At 48.1% G+C, this 26,965-nt stretch carries 25 protein-coding genes; 19 read left to right on the top strand and 6 right to left on the bottom strand.

Annotated features, from left to right (window positions below):
- Window position 1: 1 nt before the first annotated feature.
- From ACJJIR_RS02910 to mnhG, 5 genes are read left to right on the top strand one after another with little or no spacing between them, the layout of a single operon-like run.
- Window positions 2-376 carry a Na+/H+ antiporter subunit C gene (locus tag ACJJIR_RS02910; protein ID WP_444907269.1) on the top strand — a complete coding sequence of 125 codons (375 nt, stop codon included), beginning with the start codon at window positions 2-4 and terminating at the stop codon, window positions 374-376.
- A complete protein-coding gene (locus ACJJIR_RS02905) occupies window positions 373-1,878 on the top strand; it encodes a Na+/H+ antiporter subunit D (protein ID WP_444907268.1) in 1,506 nt (501 codons plus the stop codon). Before ACJJIR_RS02910 ends, ACJJIR_RS02905 begins: the two co-directional genes overlap by 4 nt.
- Before the next feature lie 21 nt (window positions 1,879-1,899).
- Entirely contained in the window at window positions 1,900-2,373 is a 474-nt protein-coding gene (locus ACJJIR_RS02900) for a Na+/H+ antiporter subunit E (protein WP_413663317.1), read from the top strand.
- Entirely contained in the window at window positions 2,373-2,708 is a 336-nt protein-coding gene (locus ACJJIR_RS02895) for a cation:proton antiporter (protein ID WP_413663318.1), read from the top strand. Before ACJJIR_RS02900 ends, ACJJIR_RS02895 begins: the two co-directional genes overlap by 1 nt.
- Window positions 2,695-3,042, top strand: coding sequence for a monovalent cation/H(+) antiporter subunit G (mnhG, locus tag ACJJIR_RS02890; RefSeq protein WP_444896096.1), 348 nt, complete (start codon window positions 2,695-2,697; stop codon window positions 3,040-3,042). Before ACJJIR_RS02895 ends, mnhG begins: the two co-directional genes overlap by 14 nt.
- A gap of 3 nt (window positions 3,043-3,045) precedes the next feature.
- Here the strand turns inward: mnhG and ACJJIR_RS02885 are convergent, their stop codons facing one another.
- From ACJJIR_RS02885 to ACJJIR_RS02870, 4 genes are read right to left on the bottom strand one after another with little or no spacing between them, the layout of a single operon-like run.
- A complete protein-coding gene (locus tag ACJJIR_RS02885) occupies window positions 3,046-4,146 on the bottom strand; it encodes a 5-(carboxyamino)imidazole ribonucleotide synthase (RefSeq protein WP_444896095.1) in 1,101 nt (366 codons plus the stop codon).
- A 12-nt stretch (window positions 4,147-4,158) separates the two neighbouring features.
- Window positions 4,159-4,650, bottom strand: a complete 492-nt coding sequence (gene purE / locus ACJJIR_RS02880; protein WP_282931253.1) for a 5-(carboxyamino)imidazole ribonucleotide mutase — start codon at window positions 4,648-4,650, stop codon at window positions 4,159-4,161.
- Between the two features lie 6 nt (window positions 4,651-4,656).
- Complete coding sequence (locus tag ACJJIR_RS02875) at window positions 4,657-5,586, bottom strand: sodium-dependent bicarbonate transport family permease (RefSeq protein WP_444907267.1); 930 nt, start codon at window positions 5,584-5,586, stop codon at window positions 4,657-4,659.
- Between the two features lie 2 nt (window positions 5,587-5,588).
- Window positions 5,589-5,807, bottom strand: a complete 219-nt coding sequence (locus ACJJIR_RS02870) for a hypothetical protein (RefSeq protein WP_282931251.1) — start codon at window positions 5,805-5,807, stop codon at window positions 5,589-5,591.
- Window positions 5,808-5,920: 113 nt separating this feature from the next.
- On the opposite strand from ACJJIR_RS02870, the gene ACJJIR_RS02865 reads away from it, so the two are divergent.
- The 3 genes from ACJJIR_RS02865 (at window position 5,921) to ACJJIR_RS02855 (ending at window position 10,451) form a co-directional block, all read left to right on the top strand.
- Window positions 5,921-6,850: a LysR family transcriptional regulator gene (locus tag ACJJIR_RS02865; RefSeq protein WP_444896093.1), complete on the top strand. Its 930-nt coding sequence runs from the start codon at window positions 5,921-5,923 to the stop codon at window positions 6,848-6,850.
- A gap of 323 nt (window positions 6,851-7,173) precedes the next feature.
- Window positions 7,174-7,938 carry an OmpW/AlkL family protein gene (locus tag ACJJIR_RS02860; protein ID WP_444907266.1) on the top strand — a complete coding sequence of 255 codons (765 nt, stop codon included), beginning with the start codon at window positions 7,174-7,176 and terminating at the stop codon, window positions 7,936-7,938.
- Between the two features lie 152 nt (window positions 7,939-8,090).
- On the top strand, window positions 8,091-10,451 hold the full coding sequence (locus tag ACJJIR_RS02855; protein ID WP_444907265.1) for an autotransporter family protein: 2,361 nt from the start codon (window positions 8,091-8,093) through the stop codon (window positions 10,449-10,451).
- A gap of 80 nt (window positions 10,452-10,531) precedes the next feature.
- Here ACJJIR_RS02855 and ACJJIR_RS02850 read toward each other — a convergent pair whose 3' ends face one another.
- Together ACJJIR_RS02850 and ACJJIR_RS02845 are read right to left on the bottom strand one after the other, a co-directional pair.
- Complete coding sequence (locus ACJJIR_RS02850) at window positions 10,532-11,449, bottom strand: glycosyltransferase family A protein (RefSeq protein ID WP_444907264.1); 918 nt, start codon at window positions 11,447-11,449, stop codon at window positions 10,532-10,534.
- Between the two features lie 211 nt (window positions 11,450-11,660).
- On the bottom strand, window positions 11,661-12,563 hold the full coding sequence (locus ACJJIR_RS02845; RefSeq protein WP_444907263.1) for a bile acid:sodium symporter family protein: 903 nt from the start codon (window positions 12,561-12,563) through the stop codon (window positions 11,661-11,663).
- A 263-nt stretch (window positions 12,564-12,826) separates the two neighbouring features.
- On the opposite strand from ACJJIR_RS02845, the gene ACJJIR_RS02840 reads away from it, so the two are divergent.
- The 11 genes from ACJJIR_RS02840 to katG all read left to right on the top strand — a co-directional run bounded on the left by ACJJIR_RS02840 (window position 12,827) and on the right by katG (window position 26,937).
- Complete coding sequence (locus ACJJIR_RS02840; RefSeq protein ID WP_444907262.1) at window positions 12,827-13,780, top strand: DUF1853 family protein; 954 nt, start codon at window positions 12,827-12,829, stop codon at window positions 13,778-13,780.
- Between the two features lie 125 nt (window positions 13,781-13,905).
- Window positions 13,906-14,463, top strand: coding sequence for a GbsR/MarR family transcriptional regulator (locus ACJJIR_RS02835; protein ID WP_282931244.1), 558 nt, complete (start codon window positions 13,906-13,908; stop codon window positions 14,461-14,463).
- 317 nt (window positions 14,464-14,780) lie between these two features.
- Window positions 14,781-16,169 (top strand): cytochrome ubiquinol oxidase subunit I, encoded by a 1,389-nt coding sequence (locus ACJJIR_RS02830; RefSeq protein ID WP_444907261.1) that lies wholly within the window; start codon window positions 14,781-14,783, stop codon window positions 16,167-16,169.
- Window positions 16,166-17,185: a cytochrome d ubiquinol oxidase subunit II gene (cydB, locus tag ACJJIR_RS02825; protein WP_444907260.1), complete on the top strand. Its 1,020-nt coding sequence runs from the start codon at window positions 16,166-16,168 to the stop codon at window positions 17,183-17,185. Before ACJJIR_RS02830 ends, cydB begins: the two co-directional genes overlap by 4 nt.
- A 145-nt stretch (window positions 17,186-17,330) precedes the next feature.
- Entirely contained in the window at window positions 17,331-18,083 is a 753-nt protein-coding gene (locus tag ACJJIR_RS02820) for a TetR/AcrR family transcriptional regulator (protein ID WP_444896086.1), read from the top strand.
- A gap of 314 nt (window positions 18,084-18,397) precedes the next feature.
- On the top strand, window positions 18,398-18,649 hold the full coding sequence (locus ACJJIR_RS02815) for an HP1242/YdcH family protein (RefSeq protein WP_282931240.1): 252 nt from the start codon (window positions 18,398-18,400) through the stop codon (window positions 18,647-18,649).
- 83 nt (window positions 18,650-18,732) lie between these two features.
- Window positions 18,733-19,335 carry a glutathione S-transferase N-terminal domain-containing protein gene (locus ACJJIR_RS02810; RefSeq protein ID WP_444907259.1) on the top strand — a complete coding sequence of 201 codons (603 nt, stop codon included), beginning with the start codon at window positions 18,733-18,735 and terminating at the stop codon, window positions 19,333-19,335.
- Window positions 19,336-19,627: 292 nt separating this feature from the next.
- Window positions 19,628-21,211 carry an ethylbenzene dehydrogenase-related protein gene (locus ACJJIR_RS02805; RefSeq protein WP_444907258.1) on the top strand — a complete coding sequence of 528 codons (1,584 nt, stop codon included), beginning with the start codon at window positions 19,628-19,630 and terminating at the stop codon, window positions 21,209-21,211.
- Window positions 21,211-21,852 (top strand): Lcl C-terminal domain-containing protein, encoded by a 642-nt coding sequence (locus tag ACJJIR_RS02800; RefSeq protein ID WP_444907257.1) that lies wholly within the window; start codon window positions 21,211-21,213, stop codon window positions 21,850-21,852. Before ACJJIR_RS02805 ends, ACJJIR_RS02800 begins: the two co-directional genes overlap by 1 nt.
- A gap of 87 nt (window positions 21,853-21,939) precedes the next feature.
- The gene (locus tag ACJJIR_RS02795) at window positions 21,940-24,288 is read left to right on the top strand and encodes a DNRLRE domain-containing protein (protein ID WP_444907256.1); all 2,349 of its coding nucleotides are present in this window, start codon (window positions 21,940-21,942) and stop codon (window positions 24,286-24,288) included.
- A gap of 375 nt (window positions 24,289-24,663) precedes the next feature.
- Window positions 24,664-26,937 carry a catalase/peroxidase HPI gene (gene katG, locus ACJJIR_RS02790; RefSeq protein WP_444907255.1) on the top strand — a complete coding sequence of 758 codons (2,274 nt, stop codon included), beginning with the start codon at window positions 24,664-24,666 and terminating at the stop codon, window positions 26,935-26,937.
- Window positions 26,938-26,965 lie beyond the last annotated feature (28 nt).

Raw genomic sequence — 26,965 nt, 5'->3', positions numbered from 1 at the left:
TATGGAGTCTCCCCTCGCCGTTGTCGTCGGTATTCTGATTGCTACCGGCGTATATTTGATGCTTGCCCGCCACCTGTTGCACTATCTATTTGGCTTGGTACTAATTAGCAATGCCGCCAACCTGGCAATTTTTATCGCCGGGCGGTTGACTCGCGCCTCACCACCCCTGGTACCCGAGGGCCAGGAAGCCCCACAAATTATCGTTGCCAACCCCCTACCCCAGGCCCTGATCCTAACTGCGATCGTAATTGGCTTTGGCCTGCTGGCCTTTGCCCTAGCTCTGATCGCCCAGGCTTACCGTGAGCTGGGTACATTAGATGTGGATAGCATGCGTATTGCCGAGCCTGTGAAACCCAAGAGGAAGAAGACCACTTGAGTTGGTTATTGGCCCTGCCATTCCTAATCCCTATCGCCACGGCGTTAATCACATTTCCCGCTCGAGGCCGTAGATACCTTTGCTCTGGTATTTCGATATTGGGATGTCTTACCGCCCTTTGCATTAACCTTTATATCCTTGTCCTGGTAGAAAGCCACGGCCCTCAGGCTGGGCAAATGGGAGACTGGCAGGCTCCCTTCGGAATCACATTGATCGCCGATCGGCTCAGCGCGGTAATGCTGTTGATCAGTGCCATCGTGGGTTTATGTGTCTCTCTATTTGCCATTTCAGATATCAGTGAGAAACGGGTAAAACTTGGGTTTCACAGTTTCTTTCAACTGTTATTGGCCGGTGTTAGCGGTAGCTTTATCACCGGTGACTTATTTAATTTGTATGTGTGGTTTGAGGTGATGCTGATTGCCTCTTTCGCGCTACTGGTACTGGGGGGTGAAAAAATACAGCTGGACGGTGGCATCAAGTATGTAGCATTAAACCTTGTATCCACGCTGTTGATGCTGACCTCTATCGGGTTGCTTTATGGACTCACCGGCACCCTTAATATGGCGCAGCTGCATATTTCTTTGGCCGAGGTACAAAATCCCGTCGCGATTTCAACATTGGCAGTTATTTTTATCTGCGCTTTTGGAATTAAGGCGGCAATATTTCCACTCTTTTTCTGGTTGCCCGCTTCATACCATGTTCCACCGGTCGCTGTAACCGCTGTATTTGCCGGTCTTCTGACCAAAGTCGGCGTCTATGCGCTAATTCGCACCTTTACTTTAATATTTCCCAATGATTTGGAATTCACCCGGGATATTTTATTGGGAGCTGCATTACTCACCATGCTGACGGGTGTTTTGGGCGCAGCAGCACAGTACGAATTCCGCAAAATACTCGCATTCCATATCATCAGCCAGATTGGATTCCTGGTATTGGGATTAGCACTGAACAGTCCTTTAGCATTGGCCGGATCTGTGTTCTACATGGTTCACAATATTGTGGCAAAGACAAATTTATTCCTGATTAGCGGTACTGCCCAGCGCCTTACTGGCAGTTATGAGCTCAATGAAATTGGTGGTTTATATCGCGCCAGCCCACTTCTCTCTACTTTCTTTTTTATCGCCGCATTTAGCTTGGCGGGGTTCCCACCATTATCTGGGTTCTGGGCAAAATTGCTATTAGTCAAAGCAAGCCTCGATCAGGCCGCCTATATCGTCGCTGCCGTCGCACTGATTACCGGGGCGCTCACCCTGTTTTCAATGAGTAAAATATGGGCAGAGGCATTCTGGAAGCCACACCCCCAGGAGCACTGCAAAAATTTATATAGCCTCAGCGGCGCAGAGCGCTTCCAGCGACTGTTGCCAGTCGCGTTATTGGCATTAATCACTTTGGCTTTGGGATTGGTTCCCGAGCCTTTTATCGAATACTCCCTGGGGGCTGCCGGAGAGTTATTGGAGCCTGATGATTACCTGAATGCCGTGTTACCAGGTACCACTCATTAACTTTGGAATGGATAAATAGAAATGCGTATTTTTCTATTAAATTTATTGCTCGCGATCAGTTGGTCGGCCCTGACCGGCAATGCTTCCATGGCAAATTTTTTCTTTGGTTTTCTGATCGGATTTCTGGCACTTCGAGTCTCACCTATATTACCCGGGGCACAGACTTACTTTACCCGCTTGCCCCGTTTGGCTCATTTATTCTTTTTCTTTATCGAGGAGCTTGTTTTATCCAGCCTGCGTGCCGCCTACGAAGTTTTTTCGCCCCGCTTGCAAAGCCGGCCGCTGGTAGTACGACTACCCATGGAGAGGCTCGATAGAAACCAGATTTTTATTCTCACTAACTTAATTTCGCTGACACCGGGTACGATGGTATTGGATGTCACCCCCAACAATGATGCCTTAATCGTACATACTATGTTTGTCAGTGATCCAGAAACCTTTCGCGAGGAGATTAGGGAGGGATTTGAGAAACGGGTTAAGGAGGCTGTTTCCTGATGTTTCTCACAATTATCGATATTCATTCGCCACTGGTCACAGTAGCAATCAATATTGCTTCCTTTCTATTGTTACTCGCCCTGGTGATGTGCTTCCTGCGTATCGCTTTGGGCCCCACCTTAGCAGACAGGGTTGTCGCCCTGGATGTTCTCAATATTTTGGCGGTAGCCTACTGTGCACTACTGGCAATCGCCTCGGGACAACCCGTGTATCTGGACGCTGCCATCGCCCTGGCCCTGGTCGCATTTTTAGTGAGTGTGGCCTTTGCCCGTTTTATTGAAAAAAGCGGCTCGCGCACAGTCACCCACAGCCATAGGGATCATGATGACATTTGATGAAATTTTTATCGCTTTGATAATTCTGGTGGGCAGTTTTTTTGGGTTCAGCGCCGCTTTGGGCTTGCTGCGAATGCCGGACTTTTACACTCGAATGAGTACATCGGGAAAAGGGGCTACGGTGTGTTGCGGATTATTGCTGGCGGGCGTAGCAATTCTTTTTAGCGACGCTCAGGTAACAGCCAGGGCCATAGCCGCTATTTTATTCTTATTACTTACAGTGCCAATTGGTGTCCATATGATTGCCCGGGCGGCTTATCGAGCCGGCACTCCCATGTGGCGGGGTACCGGCTACAAACTCAAGTTCAAGAACCCGATGCGCAATATTCAGTAAGCACTAAATCTTTTCGCCGTAAAGTTCTTCAATCATACTTTCGCTGCGCTGACGCAGGTGCTCCATATCCGGGTCCTGTAAAATGACATGACCCATTTTGCGCCCAGGGCGAAGTGCTTTGCCGTACAGCCAAACACCATCGTTATCCTGCTTCGGAGCTACATCAACCCCCAACATATTGACCATCGCAACCGGCACCGGGCAGGCAGTATCGCCCAGGGGCATATCCAGTATCGCGCGGATATGATTGGCAAATTGGCTGGCCTCAGGGCCGACAAAGGTCCAATGACCGCTGTTGTGAACTCGCGGTGCCACTTCGTTGACAATCAGGCCGCTCTCACTGACAAAACACTCAACGGCCAATACACCCACATAGTCCCAGTCCTTCAGCAGGGTCGCCAGGTAACCCTCTGCGGCCTTGAGCAGCTCCGGGTTGTCGTAGGGAGCGGTGGACAGCAGTAAGGTGCCGTTGCGGTGGCGGTTTTCCGTCAGCGGATAAGCTTTGATTTCACCGGATGCCGAACGAGCACCGATAATGGAGACTTCACAGGCGAAATTCACCCCAGCCTCAACCACACACTCCTGATCACCAGCTTGGGGAATGGCAGCATCCAAGTCTGCAGCACTCTTCACACACCATTGGTTCTTGCCGTCGTAGCCATTTTCACAGCTCTTAATAAACGCCGGATATCCCAGTTGGTCGACCGCTTCCCGCAGCTCTTTTTCACCCTGTGCTGCTGCGAAAGGTGCAACAGGCAGTCCAGCGTCTGTGAGTGCTCGCTTCTCACGCAAGCGGTGCTGGGCCTTCTCTGTAATATGCGGGTCCGGATATACCGGACAGAAGGGCTGAAATGAGCGCAGCAAGTCCACACTCACTTGCTCTCTCTCACTGGTGATCACTTCCGGGCGTCCCAATGCCTGATACAAGGCCTCAGGGTCCTGTCCCGGTTCCATCTCCACGATAGTCCCCAGTCCCTTCACACAGTCGGTATTTTCACCGGTCTCAGCCAGGAAACTGAACTCCACTCCGAGGGGCTGCCCCTCTTGAGCCATCATCTGTGCCAACTGCCCACAGCCAATAATGGCAACTCGTCTCTTACTCACAACGATCTCCTATCACTCAACCGTGATCGGGACTTGCTCGGTCTGGCGCTCACGCCAGGCGATCAGGCGCTTCTGCAATTCCGCATCAGCCAAAGACAACATCTGCGCAGCCATTAAACCTGCATTGTAGGCACCGGAAGCACCGACCGCCTGGGTTGCTACCGCCACACCGCGAGGCATCTGCACAATGGATAACAAGCTGTCCATACCCGTCATAAAGCGGCTCTCAACCGGCACTGCGATCACAGGCAGGGGAGTCAAAGCAGCGATCATACCCGGCAGGTGGGCGGAGCCGCCGGCGCCAGCAATAATCACTTCGGTACCGGATTCGTGGGCACGGCTGGCAAATTCAACCATACGCTGGGGAGTTCTGTGGGCCGAAACCACAGCAGTAGCAAAGGGAACTTCGAGCTCTTCCAGAGGCTTAGTCGCGTTGCTCATGGTGGCCCAATCTGAGCGGGAACCCATTACGATAGTGACTTTTTCAAAGGGAATCGGCTTCACTTGCGATTAACTCCAATATTGAACGAGCGCCAGATAGACGGGAATCGCCACCAGCACATTGAAAGGAAAGGTAACTGCCAGGGACAAAGTGATGGACACACTAGCATTGGCCTGCGGCAGGGCAACGGACATAGCCGCAGGCACAGCGATATAAGAGGCACTGCTACCGAGCACCGCGAGCAGAAAGATACCACCAGGCGACAAACCCAACAAACTCCCCAAGATACCGCCAGCGGCACCGCCAATCAGCGGCATAAAAATACCGAAGCTGAGCAGGAAAGCCCCCTGCCCTCTTACATCAGCCAACCGCGCCGCAGCGACACGCCCCATTTCCAGCAGAAAGAGCGCCAATATGCCATGAAACAGGGCCCCAAACAAAGGCATTACTGAAGCGGTGCGCTCTCCAGCCCATGCTCCGATAACGATTCCCCCCAGGAGCAACAGTACTCCCTGGTTGCAGGTGACCTCGTGAAATACCCGGCGCTTGCTCGAACTGCCCATCGATTGCCGCGCCAACAGCATGCCGACAATGATTGCCGGGACTTCAAGAAGTGCTACAAACAGAGGGAAATACGCTTCGTATTCAATATTCTGTGACTGTAGCAGGGCCACAGCCACCGCGTAGGTGGCAACACTGACAGACCCATAGTGCGCCGCGGTTGCCGCCGCATCCACACGTGACCACTTGCCAATCCAGCGCAAGATAGGGAAAGCCACCAGGGGTAACAGGGCACCAAAAGCCACCACCGCCAGGGACTGGGGAACCAGGGTGGCAGCGGAATACGCACTTAAAGCAGCACCACCTTTTAGGCCGATGGCGATTAGCAGGAAGATAACGCAGCTCTGGTAAAGACCTTTGGGTAAACGCAGGTCACTGCGAACCAGCTGGGCAAAGGCGCCCAGCAGAAAGAAACCAACAACAATATCCAACTGCATCTCTATCGCTGTCCCCGGCGCTGTCTGGAGCGATTATTGGAGATCCGTATGCGTTTTGGGGTTTGCTGCGCCATCAGCCAGTAAGCAGCATTGGCCAGAACCACCACTAGGCCTACAGCCATCAAGGGAACCCCGTTCATACCGGCAAGATTTACTGATAAGCCTGTGCTTAAAACTAACAAGCCGACAACCACGCCAAAGAAGAGTTGTGATCTCTGCATTGATAATGCCCCCACTGGTTATTGAAATTGACGCATTATCGGAATTGCTATTGATAGATAAAAATAGATATTTATTATGTAAACTATAAACCAAAACCTATATAGGTGATTTTGTGCCCTTAACTCGTGCCCATGCCCGCATTGGAACCGTTCGACAACTGGAGATCCTGCTTTGTGTCTATGAGTTGGGCAATATCAGCGCCGCAGCCAGAAAGCTGCACCTAACCCAGCCGAGCGTATCGATGCAGCTGGCCAAACTCTCCGATGCGGTGGGTTTACCTCTGTATTACTCGGTGGGCAGGCAACTGCAATTTACGGAGGCCGGGCAAACCCTGGTAGAAAGTGCCCGGGAAATCCTGAAGAGTTACGAGTACCTGGACCTGAAACTGGCCCAATTGCGAGGGTTGGATACCGGCAGCTTACAACTGGCAGTAGTGACCACCGCCAAATACTTTATCCCCCACCTGATCGGGGAGTTTTATCAGCAGCATCCGCGACTGGATATCCACTTCAGGGTGGGCAACCGCCAACAGATCATTGATTACACCGGTGAGGATGAAGATGACTTCTACGTATTCAGCCATCCTCCAAAGAGCCAGGACCTGGAGCTGGTGGAGTTTCTACCCAACCGCTTACTGGCGATAGCGCCTGAGAAGCACCCACTGGCCTCCCGCAAGAAAATCTCCCTGCAAGAATTTGCAGGCTGTCAGTTCCTGCATCGGGAAGAGGGCTCCGGTACACGCCATGCCATTGAACAGTTCCTGCGCAAACGCAATGTAGACCTCAAGCTCCGTATGACCATAGAGAGCAATGAAGCCATTAAGCATGCAGTTATGTCCGGTCTGGGGGTCTCTATATTGTCGGAGCATACCCTGGCGTTTGGCGGACGGGCAGGCTTGTCAATTCTCGATGTCGAAGAGCTTCCTATTGTCACCCACTGGTATTTGGCTCGACGCAAATCACGCCCACTATCACCAGCAGCACAGAAGTTCCTGGAGTACGCCCGCAATCTGGAAAAAGTGCCCCTGGGTAATCTCCCGTAGCCCAGCCTTATCATTGGAAAAGAGGGAAAGAATACACTGCACCCAAGACTCACAGTGGAAATTTCCCTGTAAACCCGAATAGACACCTATACCCCCAAAGGCACCAAGCGCATTATTCTTTCTCTCCTTATAAATTCCCTTCTCCCTGTAAACCGGGCTAGATAATTTAGGCCTCAAATTTTGAAAAATTCCCTGCGGCCTTTTTCAGTCCTGCTACTTTTTGGGGTACTTGGCCCATGCACTGCCAATAATTATCAACCAAAGCCACCTATGGCAGATAAGCTGTTTTGCCTGTGTCCGGATTTTCAGAGATGGATATCGAGATGACCGCAAAAGGAATTAATAAAGGAATTATTACTCTACTTTTCACTCTCTCAGCACTATCGACCCATGCCCAGGATGATTGGCGTGATATCGAATGGGGTGAATTTATTGTTCGTTTTGGCCTGACTTATGTCCAGCCAAACGATGAGGGCACAGCGCTTAAATACAGAGTTTTACAGCAATGGGATTTATACAACAGCAGTTGGCAAATCGACTCGACCCATGCATGGCAAATATCGGGAGTGTGGCGGCCCAGCGATCGCTGGGGCATAGAATTAATGCATATTAATGGCGCCAGCTATGGTACAAAACTGGATAATTTCACCGGCAACCCTGGGCGAAACCAAATCCAGCTCGGCGACTTTAGCACTACAACGACAATGGTCTTCGGCAACTGGTATTTCTTAGACCCATCCTATCGCGCTCGCCCCTATATCGGTGCAGGAATCAATTACACCAATTTCCACACCGTTGAAATCAGCCGCCAGTTTAACGAATACCTGATAGATTCAGAGCTCTCGGTCGCACCGGGATCATTTAATATGGGGCACTCGTGGGATTGGGGGCTGCAGGCCGGCCTGGATTATATCTTTGATTTCCGCGACTGGAGATATCCTCTACTACTTAACGCATCCGCGATTTATTACCTGGCAGACACCGATGCCACTATCAACTTCCCCACTGAATTGGGAAGGGATCGCCTCTATGCCCATTTTGACTACAACCCCTGGATCATAAATTTCGGGGTGGGTATTAAATTTTAGTTATCGGAGCGATTTCATACAGTTGGGCGACAGCGAATACGCTTAAAATTTGAAGTTATTTCACACACGAGCTGCGTTGTCCCCAACTATAACTTTGCCGCTAAAAACCTAATCGGTATTGCAACTATCTGGCACAATATAAAGGAATAACTGTGTCTCCCCAAAAAACTGGTTTCCAGCTTTCTCCTGTAGGATTCGTAAAAATATTCCTACTCATTATGACGGTTTCTGCACTGCTTATTTTTAGCCGCCACTCTCTAGCACAATGTACCCCCGGCAATAGTGGCACCACTGCCGCAGATGAAATCACCTGTGACGAAGACAATGACCCCGATGGTGCGGACATAGAAACTTATGCCGGCAACGATACCATCATTCTTAACGGTGGAACGGCGGAAAATGTACTTGCGGGAGAGGGAGATGACGAAATTACTATCACGGGAGGAATTGTTACCTTATTTGCCGACGGTGGCGCTGGCAACGATACGATAACTCTCGACGAGCGATCCAGTGATGTAGGGAATTATCTCGGGGGAGGAGGCATTCATGGAGGCGATGGAGATGACACCCTGATTCTACTCGATGGGCTGTCCTTTCACGTCTGGGGAGGAGAAGGAAACGATACCATCACCTTGGATGGAGGGTTCATTTTTAACTACCTGGATGGCGGAAACGGCGATGACTATATCTATTGGGATGAGGGTATCAGTAACGAAATTCGAGGCGGCTCCGGATCAGACACCCTACTGATAGATTCACACTCTTTCGATGGAGATGTCATACTGGATGGTGGTGATGATCTCAGTGCAGATGATGGTGAAGTCGACAATTTAATATTTAAATTGGATTACTCCGTTGATGGGACTCTTCTAAACAACTGGGAAAGAGTCGTTATCTGGGGTAGCTCCAAAATGACATTCACTGGGAGTTTAGCTGTCGGAGGAGGTCTCGATTCGGAAGGAAATTCCCTCGGCCTGGATATTCGCTGGGGTGGGCAGGCATTTTTTGATAGCGACAATTATGTAATTTCAGGAGATGTCTCCAATAGTGGAACCATTGATCTATCCAACAATAGGTTCAACACCCTCACCATAGCCAAAGACGATAATGGAAATTATGGGCAATACCGCTCTAATAATGGGCGCCTATGGGTAGACGCCGTCCTTGAAGATGATTTTTCACAGAGCGATCAACTAATTGTGGAAGGAGACAGCTCTGGCACCACCACTATCTCTGTCTTTAACCGCTCAGGTAAAGGAAAGCGGACAGAGGGCAATGGTATTAAGGTGGTTTCCGTCAAAGGCGAATCAAATGCACAATTCACTCTGGCAGGGGACTTTGTCAGTAAAGATGATCAGCAGGCAGTGATAGGTGGAGCCTATGCTTACACATTGCACCAGAACGGCGCAGGAGGAAGTGATGATGGCAGCTGGTATTTGCGTTCAACTGTGGATAACTCTTCAGTATTTCCTGAAGGCGGAATGATCCGCTGGCAACCTACTGCAGTACTCTACGAAGCCCTCCCGCAAATTCTCAGAACACTCAATATTCCCGCTTCACTGCGCAGCCGCCTGGGCAATCGCTATTGGGTAGGTACAAGCTATTTGGACTTGGCCAGTAGCGAGTATAGCGATGCCCAAGAGCAGGCAATTGATAATCGTGGACTTTGGATCAGGAACTCTGCCCGGCATATTACCCTTGACCCTAATGAGTCCAGTACCCGTGCAAACTGGAAACAGACTTACTATCAAGTACAAGTGGGCTTTGATTTACCAATACAAGTCTCCGTGTTTGGAAGCCAACTTATTGGCAGCGCCGCTTTGCACTACGGCGATTCAAATAACGATGTGAGTTCATTTTTTGGTGATGGCTCAATCGATGCGAGTAACTACGGCGTCAGCGCATTTGTCACCTGGTATGGATTGGATGGCATTTTTATTGATAGTCAACTTAAGCTAAATTGGTTTGACTTTGAAATGGATGCCAGGTCACTACGCGAACTCAATAATAGCGATGAAGCATTTGGTTACGCCTTGTCTATCGAGGGCGGAAAGAGTTTTAAACTGCATGATTACTATTCCTGGACACCCCATGCGCAATTGATTTACACCTCGGAGGAAGCCAATAACTTGCAGGATATCTATGCCGTACAAGCTACAGATATCAATAACAATGGCTTCCTCTTACGCTTGGGAACCATCTTTGAAAAGCGCAAGAGTCAACGTAAGAGTAGTCGCAATATGTATGGCTCAATTCCCCTGGAAAGGTTCTCTCTATTCGCAACTCCGAGCCTTATTTACAATATCGACCAGAGGACCAATTTACTCGTATCGGAAACCCGACTCAGTCAAAAACCTGATACCTGGTACGGTGAATTGCGCTTGGGCGCGAGCTACGATGAGTGCGGTGATCACTGTTCTATCTATTCAGAAATTTATTACAGTAGCAGTTTGGAAAACCTGGGGAATAGTTTTTCCGGAGGCTTGGAATTAGGATTTCGTTATAAGTGGTAGCAATTTGAGATTAAACTGAAAGCCAAATATTAACCTTAGAGTGCGACAACTACATTACCTCTAGATTAAGCAGCGCCTATTCACTCTAACAGTAACTGAGATAAATTATATTCAGAGAATACTCTGCGTATTTTCTTATCGTTACCACACTTTCCCTTTAAATTTTGTTTCTTCAAGCCGCTAGCCTGACACCCAGGGATTGTTAAAAACCTATCCCTCCAGAAACGAACATCTGGCACTCTTGCACAACGGACTCCTTGCCTCATACTCATGGCTTTAAGCCAGATATCATCCGCATTAGGGCATAACTCCAAAAACTTATCTTTATTCAGAACATCGGGATGTAAAGAGCCGGGATAATATAAAACACCCCCAACTCCAGTAGGAAAAACGCGATAAGAAGGTTTGATATTCATATTGCACTTCCAAGTTTCCCGCGTTGTCCTCCATTTATTGTAAGGCAATATATTGCCTTTTTTATCAACACCTATCCTGTGAGCTCGATGACAGAAAATATGTGACGGGAACTTTAAATATGACTGATACAGCATATCGATGGTATCCATCGGGTAGAGGATATCGTCATCCACCGTGACTATCAGGCTATCAGGAAATTTTTGAAGCGCGTAATAATACTTTGTGTAAGGTCCTAGATCTTCATCAACAAATTCAATTCTCAACCCACGATCCACCTGCCTCATTAAAATATTGGGCAACATATAATCTGGAAATTCTTTGGTCGACAGCCAAAGTACAATTAAATCCGCCTTTAGCGACTGCTGAAATAAACTCTCGATACACAAATGGATATCATGGATTCGCTTTCCATAGCTAGTCAGAGAAATAACAATACTGTGTTTAGCCGCATTACCTACCCCAGAATCATTACCACTGAGGGTCGACTGCTCCAATATTCTCTTCCAGACCAGAGCATCTAATTTTAGGTTGTTGTTGATTGTATTTTTCTTGCTGCGCTTCGCCGTAAAACCCTTGAACATATTGACTTTACAATCTGGGGTTGAGACAACTCAATGCCTGGTTTTAGACATATACCTAAAAAAGATATTCAGTAATCCGTGGCCGCACATTAGAATTATTGAAATTCATAGTGCAGTAACAGAAATTGGTATAGGCGAGCTCAATTTTCCAAGATCGACCACACCCTCAATAGTAAAGGTATGGTCTAGTTTTCGGTAAATGCAACATTTACTACCCTACTTCACCTGCTCCTTCCGTCTCAGAAGCCAGTTTTTTCGTTGCACCACGGCGACCATATAACGCCAAAAGAACGCCAGATGGGAACATCAATACACCGTAAACTGCTGAGGGCACGGACATGTCACTCGAGTGTAAGAGCGTGAGGGTTACCATCATTCCGATGGTACTGTTCTTAATACCGAGTTCCGTTGCAACCGCAACCCCTTCCCGCTTTGGCAGGCCAGCAACCCGGCTGATAAGAAGCCCCAATAGCACACCACAGAGATTCAATAGAATGACCGAGGGTCCAGCTTGAACCATCAAGTCTGCAAGGCGATCGCGAATTCCCCAGATAAGGCCTGCTACCAGTGCAAGCAATACAACCCCGCCAAAAATACTGACTATTCCCTCTGCGCGGCGAGCCAGGTGCGGTCTCCAGGCGCGAAATAGCATCCCTATCACAACAGGCAAGAGGACAATACTGGATAACATCACCACTGTACTGGCGAATGGCAGAGTTACAGTCTGGTCAGCACCGAAATAAGTTCGAAGCGCATAATTTGCGAAAAGCGGTAAACTGGCAATAGTAATCAGGCTGGCAGAAACTGTTAATACAATAGAAAGCGCCACATTGCCGCGAGCCATCAAGGTAAACAGGTTCGATGTTGTGCCTCCCGGACAGGCGGCAATAATGACTAGGCCAACAGCAATGGCCGGTGGTAGATTTAAGCCCCAGCAGAGGCCAATTGCTATAGCTGGCATCAGGAGAATTTGGGTAAAAGTTCCGATAATAAGGCCAATGGGCTTTACCGTTACCTGATGGAAATCCCTGGCAGTTAGGGTCATCCCTATTCCCACCATGATGATAAACAGCGAGATAGGCAAGCCGATCGAAATAAGGGGACCTGATTCCATGATTTTCTCCAGTATCAGTCACTGTAAGAAAAATACCCGACCAAAATCAACTCCCAGAATAAAGCTGGCACTGGAGATGGATAACGAAATCAAGGCAGAAACTTCACTGCCAGGGGACTTATTTCGACATCGGTAATTCGCTGATTTTTTTGGTGCTCGGATCGATTCTTATAAGTGTAATTATTATTTTTAGTTCAGATGGTAAAGCAATCATAGATGATTTCACCAATCTGTCTTGTATTTTAGCAATATACAGAAGTTTAATGATTCAGGAAACGATACAGAAGGCCATGATTTCCTCCCTGAAAAGCGGACAGGTAGATAATTGGGACAACTTAATGTGGTCCGTGGGAAGTTCGGATATTCCCACTAGCGAGGGCTCCGTTACAGCTTTTAGTGCAGCTAACCAACTCCCCTGGCTTCTACCCACGCGACGAAAGTCCCTATTGGAATACTTTTCCTGCCCGAAAGTAAAAAATGCACTTTCCCCTGAACTGGATAATTACCTGCACGAACTCAACCTCAACAAACCCAACAACCGCTTGGGCACTTACTTTGAAAGGCTCTGGTCATTTGCCTTTGACAAACATCCCGACTACCAGCTGCTCTACCAAAACCTCCCTCTAAGGTCCGGGGGCAAGACACTGGGGGAACTCGACTTCGTCGTGCAACACCTGCCCAGCAACCAGTGTGAACACTGGGAAATTGCCGTAAAAATTTATCTCCAGGTTACCGATATCCATTGGGTGGGGCCTGGAATCAAGGACCGACTGGATATCAAACTGGCAAGAATGGCAGATCATCAACTGCCACTGATTGAAATGCCGGCAGTTCAATCAATGCTGAAAGAGCACGGCCTAGAGATAGATCGCCAGTGGGCGCTAATGCCCGGGAGACTATTCAAACCGCTGGATACACTTCACCGGCCCTCCAGTCATGATCTTTGGTGGGTATCGTTATCTGAGTTTCGGTCATTCTCCTTGAGCCAGGCAAACCGCAGTGCTCTCGAGTGGCTGGCACTCCCCAAGCAAGCCTGGCTGGCGCCTCAGAGCAGCACCACCGGCATGACTGCCGATCAATTGCTAGAGGCACTGCTGCCCGAAAGTTTTACCCACCCCCTGTGCATCGCCGCCGTCGATAAAAATGGCGAAGCCTGCAGAGGCTTTATCGTGCCCGACAACTGGTACCAAAGAGCCAAAAGTAGCTTAAGCATATAACCAGCCTCTCCCCAGATCAGAATCAGGGAGCCTTTCGCTGGCCTCACATTATTTTCTAAATTGGTGATTGACATAGATCAATTTACATTTACAATTTTCAGAAATTTCTGAAACTTAAGAAGTAAATGAAACTATCGAGTCAAGCCCAGGCATTCGTACTGCACTTTGGTGAAATGGGTAGCCGCTGGGGATTCAATCGCACGGTCGGGCAAATGTTTGCCCTACTCACCATTCATCCCACGCCACTCAATGCCGAGCAATTGGCCCAGGCCCTGAAGATCAGTCGTGGCAATGTCAGTATGGGGCTCAAAGAGCTACAGGCCTGGCGCTTGGTTGAGCTGCATCATCAACCGGGCGATCGCAAAGATTATTTCACTGCAGCTGGGTCAATCTGGGACCTCGCTCGCACTGTCTTCGAGGAGCGCCGCAAGCGAGAGCTCGACCCTACATTAAGTCTGCTTCGCCAGCTGCTGCTCAATGAACCCCAAGATGAGCTGGATGCCCAGGCACAGGAAAAAATCCAGGAAGTTTACAGCTTGCTGGAGCTGCTCGAAGAATTTGCCAACACACTCAGCAAGCTAGAACACCAGGACCTGCTTAAATTGATGAAGCTAGGCTCCGGTATCGTCAAGCTACTGGAACTCAAAAGTAAGATGACAGGTGGACAGAACACCTCAAACTAGCGAAAAAAACGCTAGTACGAGGAATATACCGCTGCACTCAAAGCGAAATAACACCTTCATCTGAAGCACTTATTCCGGGGAGAAACCCATAGGGCCAAATCCATGGCTAAAAGCCCCGGCATATTTTTAATCCGGCAGCCCATAGTGTTGGATTAAAAACGGCACAAGGCCGTGCCGCTGCCGATCCAAAGTCGGCTCCTGCAGGATTGTATACGCGGGAACACACACCTGCCTCTATATTTTCTTGCAGTGCCGATTAGCACAGGAGGTGCTAATCGGCTCACTGGTTCAAAGATCTCAGACCAGCAGAGGCTCTCATGCTAGATACCCTGATCCTTTCCAGGATACAGTTTGCCGCAAATATCAGCTTTCATATTCTATTTCCAACAATCACCATCGCACTCGCGTGGATCGTTTTCTTTTTTAAATTACGCTACGACCAAACTAATAATCCGGTCTGGATGCGCGCATATCGTTTTTGGGTAAAAGTCTTTGCCCTGACATTTGCTCTCGGCGTAGTGAGTGGCATCACCATGTCATTCCAGTTCGGAACAAACTGGCCCGGCTTTATGGCCCAGGTCGGCAATATCGCCGGCCCGCTTCTCGGATACGAAGTACTTACTGCATTCTTTCTCGAAGCAACCTTTCTCGGCATTATGTTGTTTGGCATTAATAAGGTGCCAAGCAAAATACATACTTTATCTGCCTTTATTGTGGCAACAGGAACCACTCTATCCGCTTTTTGGATTATTGCTCTCAACTCCTGGATGCAAACACCTGCCGGATTCGATTTACGGGATGGAGTCGCCTACCCGGCAAGCTGGATGGAAATTATCTTTAACGCCTCTTTCCCCTACCGACTTACACATATGCTGCTGGCTTCGGGTTTGACGGCATCTTTCTTTGTTGCGGGGATTTCCGCTTATCGGATTCTTAAAGGAGACCCCAAACGCGCGCCCCGGCTCGCCCTTAAAACAGGACTGATTCTCGCTGCCATCTTTATTCCGATTCAAATCTATGTGGGTGACTTACACGGACTCAACACTTTTGAGCACCAACCGCAAAAAGTCGCCGCAATGGAGGGAATCTGGGAAACAGAGCGCGGTGCGCCCCTGCTGTTATTTGCGATACCCGATGGAGAAGAAAAAACCAACCATTTGGCGATCGGCATTCCCAAGATGGCCAGCCTTATCCTAACCCATGAGTGGGATGGTGAGATCAAGGGAATAAATGAATTCCCCGATAATCACCCACCGGTAGCCCCCGTATTTTTCGCCTTCCGCATTATGGTCGGCATAGGAATATTGATGCTGCTAACCGCTTGGGGAGGGGTCTATCTATTGCGTAAAGGTGAGCTGCCTCGCTGGATGCTCAAAACCCTGGTCGCGATGACATTCTCCGGCTGGATAGCCACTTTGGCCGGTTGGTATGTCACAGAAATTGGACGCCAACCCTGGCTCGTAACAGGAGTACTGAAAACCGCCGACGCTGTTACTCCAGTACCACCTTCTCATGTCGGTTTTTCCCTAACCCTTTATCTGGTTGTCTATGTGATATTGCTCTATGCGTACATAAGAACCCTGAAAGTGATGGCCCTGAAGTCTGTAAAAGTCGAGGAGCTTGAAACTCAGGAACTATTCGCCGGCACTAGCTTAACCAACCGTCCAAAAGATACCGAGAAAAATGACAAGGGAGAGGGCAAATGACCGGTAGCGCTTCTGCAGCGGCCTATTGGCTGCCTGTCGCCTTTGTCGCCCTTATGGGCCTGGCGGTAATAGTCTACGCAATTCTGGATGGCTACGATCTTGGTGTGGGCATTTTGCTCCCCATGGGAGAAGAGGAGGAATCGCAGCGGGATACCATGATCGCATCCATTGGCCCCTTTTGGGATGCCAACGAAACCTGGCTGGTGCTGGCAATCGGTTTGCTCCTGATTGCATTCCCAATCGCACACAACCTGGTGTTAATGCATCTATATATACCAGCTGCGATTATGCTAGTCGGGCTAATCATGCGAGGAGTGGCATTCGACTTTCGTGCCAAGGCTGCCATCGACAAAAAGCTAACCTGGGATCGAACCTTTAAAGCGGGGTCTATTATTACCAGCCTTGCGCAGGGGTACATGCTGGGGCAGTACGTGATTGGCTTTAAGCCCGACTGGTCTGCACAGCTTTTTTCAGCGCTCAGCGCTCTGGGAGTTACCGCCGCATATGCCTATATTGGCGGCGCCTGGCTGGTTCTTAAAACCGAGTCGGAGCTGCAAAAACGAGCGACTACGTGGACCCGTTACGCAGGGCGGGCCACCCTGCTTGGGGTGATTGCAGTATCGGCCATCAATCCACTGGTAAACCCAACCGTATTCGACCGATGGTTTACCTACCCTCTGGTTATGTTTGTACTACTCGTCCCCACCCTGTGCTTTATCGCCTTTGTCTCCAATGATGTTCTGCTGGCGAGAATGCCTAAGCCTGCGGACAGACATAAAGCGGTTCCTTTTTTTACCGTCGTTGTTATTTTTCTGATGTGCTTTGTCGGCCTGGCCTTCAGCTTTTTCCCTGATATTGTTCCCGGCCAACTAAATATTTGGCAGGCAGCCAGTGCCACCGCCTCATTAAAATTTATTCTTGTGGGTGCGGTAATAGTAGTTCCCGTCATCCTCGCCTATACCGTTTTCTCTTATTACGTCTTCCGAGGAAAGGCGACAGAGCTACATTATCACTAGCTGCATTTCCATTCGGCTGGCAGAAATACCTGCTAGCCGAATTTAATTAATTAAGGTGGAACTACCCCACAAATCAAACAAGTTCTTCTTGCTCGCCCGAATTTGGTACGATTATAATAATCAATTCCAAAAGACAATTTTTTACATGGAAGTAAAGCGTATGCTAGCCCATGGCCAGTACCGCTTGTCTAAAGGGGGAGGTAGTTTGAACCAAATCGATCGACGAGCAATCAGCCGGCGCGACACCGCCAGTCCGCGCAAACCACAACGCAAAAATGGTCGGGAGAAGTATGAAAAGCTTCTTGACGCCCTTGAAGTATTAATTACTGAACAAGACTCTACGGATATTAGCCTCGCAAACCTTAGTCAGGTTGCAGGTGTTCCAGCAGCGTCTGTTTATCATTTCTTCCCAAGTGTAGATGCCAGCTTAACCGCCCTGGCCGAGCGTCACTATAAGTCTTTCGGTGACGTAGTATTGGGCCATTCGGATTTTTCTCCGTCAGAAAGCTGGCAGGATATGCTTAATCAGCTGTGCGACCTTGTGCGCGGCTACTATGAAGAGAATCTCGCGGCACTAAAAGTACATTTTGGACCTCAGTCCAGTTGGGCATTACGCCAACTACAAATGGAAAACAATTGGCGCCTGGCAGATACTCTGATCAAAAACCTGTCTCGGGAGTTTGAGTTACCGCCCTCTCAGGATTGGCGAGACCGGTTTATGTGTGCCATCAACATTAACGACTCTTTCTGCTCCCAGTCTTATTCCCGCTTTGGGAAAATAACAGAAGACTCTGCAGCAGAGGGGAAACGGGCCGCTGCAGCCTACTTAAAGCTCTATCTCGGTGAGCTTTTGCAGAGGCGCCAATTGCGCTTTGCACCACTGGAGGCTTCGGCCTAAGCCCAGTAGCAGAACCGCAACAAAAAAGCCCGACAAGTAATTGTCGGGCTTTTTTGTGCCCGTCACTTCCACCCAGCCCTCTGTTTAAGCCTCACCTGACTAACAATTACCGATAATCAAAAAAAAGAGGGTAAAAAATATTTGCTAATAAAATAGCTTCAACTTTTATATATATCAAATGGCTATATACAGACTTATATTAACTTCACTTTATAACTATGTTGATTAAGGGAAGCAGCGCTAGAATTGCATTTTTGTGACTGGCAAGACTGAACCTACACTTCATTAACTAATATCGATTGTGGAGGTCCCTTATGCCCATTGCTTCACACGAGCTCTCGGTGGATTTCCCAGAATATGCAGACACAATCAAGCAGCTCATCGAAGACGATATTCAATTCAAACTTGAAAACGACATCTACAGCAAACTGGATAAACAAATAAGAGGCCTTCAGGATAGTGGTATTGGCACCGACGACGATCACTATTCCAGCCTCAAAAAACAGAGAGCCTACTTAAAACAGCACCTCTATAACCGCATTACTTCAGTGATTACCCATCACTAAAGTACGCGTTAACAGTTGCTCGTAGCAGCACTGGCGGTCACTGCAGTTGCTGAAAGGGCACGCAGCTAAAAAGAGCTTGGCCTATGCAACTGTACCTGACCTTTTCCTCCCCCTTTGCGCGCAAGGCGCGCATTGTTGTGCAAGAACAGCGTCTGCACTCTGTGGTAACAGAGCATTTCTCTCACCCCTTTCACAATGACGACGAACTTATTTCCAGCAACCCCTTGGGAAAAGTCCCCTGCCTAACCCTGGATAATGGCTCCTCGATCATTGACAGCGAAGTCATCTGTGCATTTCTTGATAAAAGCTTAGGGGATGGTCACTTATCTACACCACTAGACAACAATTGGGATCTGTATACTTTTCACAGTGTCAGCTCTGGATTAATGGACGCAGCAGTGCATCTGCAAATGGAAAAGCTGCGCGCACGGGAAGAACTTAGGTCTGATTTTTGGTGGCAGCGCTACTTCAGTGCTATTGAGAGATCTCTAGATTACCTGGAAAAGCACCTGGATCGATTACCCGCCAGTCTTAGCTTGCCACATATTAACTTGTGCTCAGCACTATCCTATCTTGATTTTCGCCATGAAGATTTTGACTGGAGAAGTGACCACCCGAAACTTATGGCCATATCGGAAGATTTGGAGAAAAGTGAAAGCCTGAGTAAGTGTCAGCTGCATGAGTAGTTACAGAATGCCGAATACCAACAAGAATAAGTTATCCCGCTATTTGTTCTGAACAGGTCAAAATACTGAGTAGTACACTATTGGGTCAGGCGGAAAGGAGACTCTACAACTGAGACTCGCTGTGATTATATCTCGGTAAGCTCGGAATCGGCATTCATTCTTTATGCGTTACTACAGCGCAGCGCATTCCTCATTTTTTAGGCGCTGTGACTCCATCCACAGAATGTAGTCTATTTTAATTAATATAAATGCCACACTTTTTTACTAGCCTAAACCCTTTTGGAATACTCCCATGGCCAAACAACCGAAGAGTACTCTTTGGATAATTCTGCACAGCGTGGCCATTGTTGCAGTTTTATGTAGTCTGCTAACGGGGCTCCGTATCTCCACCTTGACTAAGCCAAGTATTGGAAATATCGAAGAACTTTTACCCCAGGGACAGATTCATGATATTCACTTCTTTGTCGCAATTGTTACTTCAGCCATCCTTCTCTGTTACTTATTCTATAAAGTAACAATTAAATTAAAAAGTACAAACTCATCCAGTGAACCTAATAAAACATCAATTAGCTACCATAGAGTAGTAACACGCATTGGCTCATTTTTTTTAACACTCATGATCTTAAGTGGCTGGATTTTATTTATTGGTTCCGGCAATCCTTCTATCTTTCGTCAGGCACACTTTTATAGTGCTTTTGCGATCTTACTTTATATATTTCTTCATGCTGGCGTTTATCTAACAACCTATGGCCTGAAGACTTTGAGTTACTTACTTCCCAATACTCGATCGGGCTATCGAACTTCAATTTTTACCTACTTATCTGTCGGCTGTGTCACTTTATTACTTTGGGTTATTGTTACAAATAACAGTTACCACGATCTTACAGTTGAGAAAATAAGTCCGGAAACCTTTATAAACATAGATGGAATACCCCAAGAATCCGCATGGTCCTCAGCCATATCACTTAAAATCCATACTGACGGAGGTGCTAACTTTATTGATGGTAGCTCAACCGTCAACTTGAGAGCCTTGCATAACCAACAGGAAATATTTTTTCATATCACTTGGGAAGATCCCACTGAAAGCCTGAAACACCTACCACTGAAAAAAGTAGATTCTGGCTGGGAAATACAGCAGCAAGGTTTTCAAAATTTTAATGAAACCCGTCACTATGAAGATAAGTTTGCCATCCTGCTTTCCAATTCCTGTGATTTCGGTGCTTCGGGAACTTCTCACCTGGGTCGCAAACCATCAGCACAGTTGCCCGCAAATTGGCATGGCAAGGGCTACCACTACAGCTCATCCGATGAAATACACGATCTCTGGCACTGGAAAGCAGTAAGAACCAATAAAATGCACTTGGCAGATGACAATTATATTGGCAAGCCTGATATTGTAAGGCCAGGAGCTCGCCGCTATACCGCAGGATATCTCCAGGATGGCAAAGAGTCCGGGGCATACTTAATGAACTGGAAGTGGTACTCCTCAAAAAACGTTACACCAAAACGACTACCCAAAAGTCCCTCCAGCCTGACTCCATATCAAAACGAGGATACAAAGAGAGATTGGTCTATTTCCTGGTTTGATTACCAGCCATACACGGCTGAAGATGACAATTATCCTATCAATACGATTATGCCTTCAGTCCTCTATACCTCAAATCGCTTTGAGGGAGATCGTGCCGATGTCAGGGCCTATGCTGTTTGGCAGGAAGGCCAATGGTCTATGGAGATGGTGCGAAAATTAAATACTGGGTCAGCGTTAGATGTAGCAATAAAAGATGGTATTTGCCTCTGGGTTTCTGCCTTTGATCACTCGCAAATCGCCCACACTCGCCACGCCCTCCCCGTCAAAATCAAGTTGGCAGATCAATAATGTTTGTGCGCATATTTTGGGTATTCATTTTTCCTGCAATCACGGTCTGTACAGTCATACTGCACCAACCATCACAACCTCTGCCAAGGGAATATCACTTAGTTAAAATTGATAAAAATGGGGAGCCTATCGAGGCTTGGGCAGGCCCCTGGTCCTGTATCTGCGACACCGATACAGGGCTTCTTTGGGAAGTAAAAACTGACGACGAAGGAATTCACGATGGAAGGTGGACCTACTCGTGGTATCAATATGAAGAAGGTATAGAAAATAATGGAGATTGTTATTTTGAAGAAGAGCGGTGTGATACCGAGGATCTGATTCGCAATACCAATCAACAGAAATTGTGTGCAACGCAAAACTGGCGGCTCCCCGATATTACAGAGTTACGATCCATTATCCTGCAGGAAAGTAAATCTGGCAGACCTCTAATTGCGACTGAATATTTCCCGAAAACTCAAAGGGGAGATTATTGGACCCGTAATTTTGACAGGCCTTTATATGGCATCTACCAATATCTGGGAACAGGTGCTGGCGCAATCAATTTTATGAATGCAAAAACCATCACAATTCCCTATCGAAACGCCGCTTTCGTTCGTTTAGTCTCCAATCATTCAACGGCCTGTAATAAAGATCCACAATAATTCCGGCGCGCCGCACAAGTCTTTTGCAACTAATCTCTAAAGCTGCTGCGCCTGAAAAGAATAACCACTACTTACAGGAAACCCCCAATGAGACGGTTCTTAAGCACTGCTTTTGCTATCTCGGCTCTATGTTTGGCAATTGATGCCAGTTCAGCAACTAAACACCACAGATTGGCCTGGGATGGTGATGCATCCACCAGTGCCGTTATCGGTTTTTCGCCAGATGGCCACAGTAGTAACCCTTACATTAATTTTGGCTATTCAACCAATGAAAATAGCTGGAGCAGTCAAGGGGTTGATTCTACATCTACCTTCGATGGCAGCTTAGATAGCTACTTTGTCAGATTGGAAAACCTAACACCGGATTCAGCAGTTTACTATCGTGTGTGTGATCAGGACGGCTGTGGCGACCGGTTCTGGTTTAAAACGGCTCCTGCGGAGGAATCTCCCTTCGTCATAGTCGCTGGGGGAGATACCCGCACGGGGCATACAACACGGCGCGAGGGCAATGCACTGCTGGCTAAGATCCGTCCGCTGGCTGTTATGCATGGCGGTGATTTTACCAACGCCAACAGTGCATCGGAAATGGATGACTTTTTACAAGACTGGACGCTGACCTACTCCAACGACGAAATTAATGGCTATAGCTATCAACGTATTTACCCTCTAATACCTACCCATGGAAATCATGAGGATGACAACTATTCAACCACCTGCCAGGTCTTTGGTGTGGACTTCAATGCGGATGGTAGTTGTAGCCCCAGTGATACCTACGGCGCAGTACAAATTTCCCCCCTATTGCGTGTCTACACACTAAACAGCCAGTTTCAAGAAAGCGGCTGGTCATCTTATGCTACCGCCATGAACAATTGGCTTGAGAGTGATTTAGCAGGGACTGGCGCCTACAGTCACTGGCGCTTTGCCCAGTACCACAAACCCATGTTCCCCCACTACAGCGGTAAATCTGACAACCCCACATTATTTAATTGGTGGGCACAACCCTTTTATGACTACGCCATGAATATGGTGGTCGAATCAGATACCCATCTCACCAAAGTCACCGAAGTCGTTGCCCCCAGTAATAGCGATTTTTCAACCAACGAAACCGGCGGCACCGTTTACGTTGGTGAGGGAAGCTGGGGAGCACCAGCTCGCTCAGCAAATGATGCCAAGTTTTGGACCATAGATATGGCCAGCATACAGCAGTTCAAAGTTATCCAGGTCAGCTTTGACCAACTCACTGTACGCACAGCACAGTTCGATAACAGCGCAAGTACTCTAACACGAGAAGATCGAGCCAATAATCCTCTTGTATTACCGGAAAATATCAATTGGTGGAGCGCCAACCGAATTGGTGAAGCTATGGTTCTCGCACAAAATAACGTTGGCAGGAGCGTTATGCTTGAGGACGACACTGGTAATGGCGAACTGTCACTACCAGTGACTGATGACACATTTATTTCATCGCGCTACTCTTCCAGTAATTTTGACAATGACTCAGATGGACTTCTCGCAGATGGCAGTGATAGCACCTATGGAACGCTTTACTCACTGATTAAATTTGATCTCTCCAATTTATCTCACTGCTCGACGATAAATTCAGTTGAAATCGAATTTAATATCACCAACCGGTCCAGTAATAGTTACGGTATTTACTTGGCTGAATCCAACTGGAGTGAGGAATCAGCCACCTGGGATTCTGTCGGTGGATCAACGGTGCTTTCACAGTTGTTCGCCAGCTTTACCCCGTCGTCTACTGGTACCCAAGTGGTGAACTTGAGTTCATCAGGTCTTCTGGATAGTTGGCTGAACAATGAAAATACTGGCTTGGTCATTGCCTCACTGAGTGGCAGTGATGGGGTAGATATCTCTTCACAAGAAACCGGTATTGCCCCAGCCCTCAGGGTAACCGCCGATTGCAGCGATTCTATTAGTGAAGAGGTATCTCAAGTTGCTTCAGACGATGTGTTTATTTCATCCAGAAAAGAGGATGATAATTTCGATGGTGATAGCGATGGACTCCTCGCCGACGGCAGCGATCTAACCTATGGAACTCTCTATAGCCTCATTCGCTTTGACTTATCAGATTTAAGCTGTCGCCAGTATATTGATGCGACACTCGAATTGAATGTAACCAATACTTCCAGCAATAGCTACGGCATTTACATGGCAACACAAAGTTGGCGGGAAGAGTCGGCCACTTGGGATTCTGTCGGAGGTAGTTCTATTCTCGGACTTCAAGTGGGCAGCTTTATCCCCTCCTATACCGGCCGACATCTCATTGACCTGGGAGCCTCAGGAATCGTCGACAGCTGGTTAAACGATAATAATAACGGCCTGGTCATCGCATCGGAACGGGGCATTAACGGTCTGGATTTAAGCTCCAAAGAGAGCGGGCAGAGCCCTCTTCTTACCTTACAGACACTCTGCAATTAATTGCCTTCAGGGCTCTCTGTCCGGAGAGCCTTATTTATCCCGTTCTGTGTATCTTATTTCTCCAACAGTGGTTTAGATTTACAATCCAAATTTTTTGGCACGAACTTCTTCAAAATATAAAAATATCAACGTCGCCCTACCCCAAAACCATAATTCCTTTAAATAAAAGAACCAGTAATTAAGTTTACCAATCTACCTTATTAATTCCTTTTAAACCTGACGCTATAAAATTTATATACTATTAACCCCATATCCAAGACTACGCTTCAGCCAAAGGGCAAAAGAAATCAGCGGTAAGGAATAGAGTCAGGTATTTCATCATCAAATAAATAATGAGCCAAAGGATGTACCAACGATCGTACGGAGATACTGTAAATGTTAATGAAATATAATCGTAGTTATGTCGCTTTATTAATCTCAATATTTATAGTCGCGCCATTTAGTGTCGCAGATACCCATGAGGAAGTCGTCACTGATCCAGTAATTCTTGAGGGTGCAGTAGAAGGACAGCCAAAGTCCAATCGGTTTTGGTGGCCTGATCAGCTGGATCTGCGTCCCCTCAGGCAGCACTCTCCAAGATCCAATCCAATGGGTGACAGCTTTGATTACGCTACCGAATTCCAAACCCTGGACCTTAAAGCGGTAAAACAGGACATCGAAACTCAGCTCAAAACTTCACAGGACTGGTGGCCCGCAGACTACGGTCATTACGGCCCATTTATGATCCGAATGGCCTGGCACAGCGCTGGCACCTACCGGATCGGTGATGGTCGTGGTGGTGCCCGTGGCGGCCAACAGCGTTTCGATCCCCTCAACAGCTGGCCTGATAATGCCAACCTGGATAAAGCCCGCCGTCTACTCTGGCCCATCAAACAAAAATATGGGCGCAAATTGTCCTGGGCTGATCTTATGGTGCTAACCGGCAATGTAGCCCTGGAGTCCATGGGATTCCCCACTTACGGATTTGCCGGGGGGCGACAGGATGACTGGGAGCCCGACCTGGTTTATTGGGGGCCCGAAACCAAGATGCTCGCAGATGAGCGTTACACCGGCAACCGAGAGTTGGACAAGCCCCTGGGCGCTGTGCAAATGGGGCTTATTTATGTCAACCCGGAGGGCCCCAATGGCAATCCCGATCCGGTGGCTGCCGCCACAGATATCCGCGAAACCTTTGCCCGCATGGCGATGAATGACGAAGAGACAGTGGCCTTGATTGCCGGAGGCCATACTTTTGGTAAGGCTCACGGTGCAGTGAAAGCTGATTGCCTCGGCCCAGAGCCCGCCGCCGCCCCAATTGAGCAGCAGGGACTTGGCTGGAAAAATAAGTGTGGGAAAGGAAATGCCGACGACACAATGACATCCGGCCTGGAAGGGGCCTGGTCTGCCGCCCCGATCAATTGGAGTCAGCAGTATCTGGACAACCTGTTTAAATTCAATTGGGTCAAAACAAAAAGTCCAGCTGGTGCCGTTCAGTGGATTCCCGATGATCAGAGCGCGGCAAATCTGGTGCCCGATGCATTCGACAAGAACAAGCGCCATGCCCCCATCATGTTTACCACGGATTTATCCCTTAAGTTCGATCCCAGCTACAAAGAAATTGCCAAGCGGTTTCAGGAAAATCCGGAAGAATTTCAACGCGCCTTTGCCAAAGCCTGGTTCAAGTTGACTCATCGGGATATGGGCCCTCGCGCGCGCTATTTGGGAGCGGAGGTGCCCGAAGAAGATTTAATTTGGCAAGACCCTATCCCCAAAGTTGATCACCCTCTGATTGACAGCCGGGATATAAGTTCTCTCAAAGCAAAAATTCTGGCGGCAGGCATTAGCGTTCCCGATCTGGTGAGGACTGCCTGGGCCTCTGCTTCTACCTTCCGTGGTTCAGATTTTCGCGGTGGCGCCAATGGTGGCCGTCTTCGCCTGGAACCCCAAAAGGACTGGTCGGTAAATGATCCCTCTGAACTATCACAAGTCCTGGCATCGCTGGAAAAAGTCCAGCAGGAATTTAACAGTTCCCAATCCGGGGGCAAAAAAATCTCAATGGCAGATATCATTGTACTTGGAGGCGCAGCAGCCATTGAAAAAGCAGCAGAGCAAGGCGGACATAAAATTCAGGTCCCATTCAAACCTGGACGCACCGATGCTTCCCAGGAACAAACAGATATTAATTCTTTTGCAGTACTACAACCTCTGGCCGATGGCTTCCGCAACTACTTTGGCGATGGTTATGGAAGAACCCCTACAGAGTTATTAGTTGATAAAGCCAGTCTGTTAACCCTGAGTGTGCCTGAAATGACTGTTCTGGTTGGTGGAATGCGCGCACTTAACGCAAATACCGACTCCTCACAGAATGGTGTACTTACTCAGCGCCCCGGCACACTGACGAATGATTTCTTTGTGAACCTGCTCGATATGTCTACTGTCTGGTCCAAGTCGGCAAAATCAGAGGGTATCTATGAAGGAAAAGATCGCAAAAGTGGCCAGGCAAGGTGGACAGCCACACCTGTAGATCTGATTTTTGGTTCAAACTCTGAATTAAGGGCAGTCGCAGAGGTTTATGCTTCTAGTGATGGCGCTGACAAGTTTGTAAATGATTTTGTGCAGGCCTGGACCAAGGTAATGAATTTGGATCGGGTTGATCAGCCTCAGTCTTAAGAATCATATACCTCAATAAAGAAAAAAC

It is taken from the genome of Microbulbifer maximicatervae (SeqCode) (genome assembly GCF_052467385.1).
Note: the sequence above shows the minus strand (reverse complement) of the source record. Positions and strands in the feature narration are given on the sequence as shown.

Bases quoted from the DNA above. Each gene is read 5' to 3' on its own strand.
- ACJJIR_RS02910 (WP_444907269.1), top strand. From the start codon at position 2: ATGGAGTCTCCCCTCGCCGTTGTCGTCGGTATTCTGATTGCTACCGGC.
- ACJJIR_RS02900 (WP_413663317.1), top strand. From the start codon at position 1,900: ATGCGTATTTTTCTATTAAATTTATTGCTCGCGATCAGTTGGTCGGCC.
- ACJJIR_RS02895 (WP_413663318.1), top strand. From the start codon at position 2,373: ATGTTTCTCACAATTATCGATATTCATTCGCCACTGGTCACAGTAGCA.
- mnhG (WP_444896096.1), top strand. From the start codon at position 2,695: ATGATGACATTTGATGAAATTTTTATCGCTTTGATAATTCTGGTGGGC.
- ACJJIR_RS02875 (WP_444907267.1), bottom strand. From the start codon at position 5,586: ATGCAGTTGGATATTGTTGTTGGTTTCTTTCTGCTGGGCGCCTTTGCC.
- ACJJIR_RS02870 (WP_282931251.1), bottom strand. From the start codon at position 5,807: ATGCAGAGATCACAACTCTTCTTTGGCGTGGTTGTCGGCTTGTTAGTT.
- ACJJIR_RS02860 (WP_444907266.1), top strand. From the start codon at position 7,174: ATGACCGCAAAAGGAATTAATAAAGGAATTATTACTCTACTTTTCACT.
- ACJJIR_RS02850 (WP_444907264.1), bottom strand. From the start codon at position 11,449: ATGTTCAAGGGTTTTACGGCGAAGCGCAGCAAGAAAAATACAATCAAC.
- ACJJIR_RS02845 (WP_444907263.1), bottom strand. From the start codon at position 12,563: ATGGAATCAGGTCCCCTTATTTCGATCGGCTTGCCTATCTCGCTGTTT.
- ACJJIR_RS02840 (WP_444907262.1), top strand. From the start codon at position 12,827: ATGATTCAGGAAACGATACAGAAGGCCATGATTTCCTCCCTGAAAAGC.
- ACJJIR_RS02835 (WP_282931244.1), top strand. From the start codon at position 13,906: ATGAAACTATCGAGTCAAGCCCAGGCATTCGTACTGCACTTTGGTGAA.
- ACJJIR_RS02830 (WP_444907261.1), top strand. From the start codon at position 14,781: ATGCTAGATACCCTGATCCTTTCCAGGATACAGTTTGCCGCAAATATC.
- cydB (WP_444907260.1), top strand. From the start codon at position 16,166: ATGACCGGTAGCGCTTCTGCAGCGGCCTATTGGCTGCCTGTCGCCTTT.
- ACJJIR_RS02820 (WP_444896086.1), top strand. From the start codon at position 17,331: ATGGAAGTAAAGCGTATGCTAGCCCATGGCCAGTACCGCTTGTCTAAA.
- ACJJIR_RS02815 (WP_282931240.1), top strand. From the start codon at position 18,398: ATGCCCATTGCTTCACACGAGCTCTCGGTGGATTTCCCAGAATATGCA.
- ACJJIR_RS02810 (WP_444907259.1), top strand. From the start codon at position 18,733: ATGCAACTGTACCTGACCTTTTCCTCCCCCTTTGCGCGCAAGGCGCGC.
- ACJJIR_RS02805 (WP_444907258.1), top strand. From the start codon at position 19,628: ATGGCCAAACAACCGAAGAGTACTCTTTGGATAATTCTGCACAGCGTG.
- ACJJIR_RS02800 (WP_444907257.1), top strand. From the start codon at position 21,211: ATGTTTGTGCGCATATTTTGGGTATTCATTTTTCCTGCAATCACGGTC.
- ACJJIR_RS02795 (WP_444907256.1), top strand. From the start codon at position 21,940: ATGAGACGGTTCTTAAGCACTGCTTTTGCTATCTCGGCTCTATGTTTG.
- katG (WP_444907255.1), top strand. From the start codon at position 24,664: ATGTTAATGAAATATAATCGTAGTTATGTCGCTTTATTAATCTCAATA.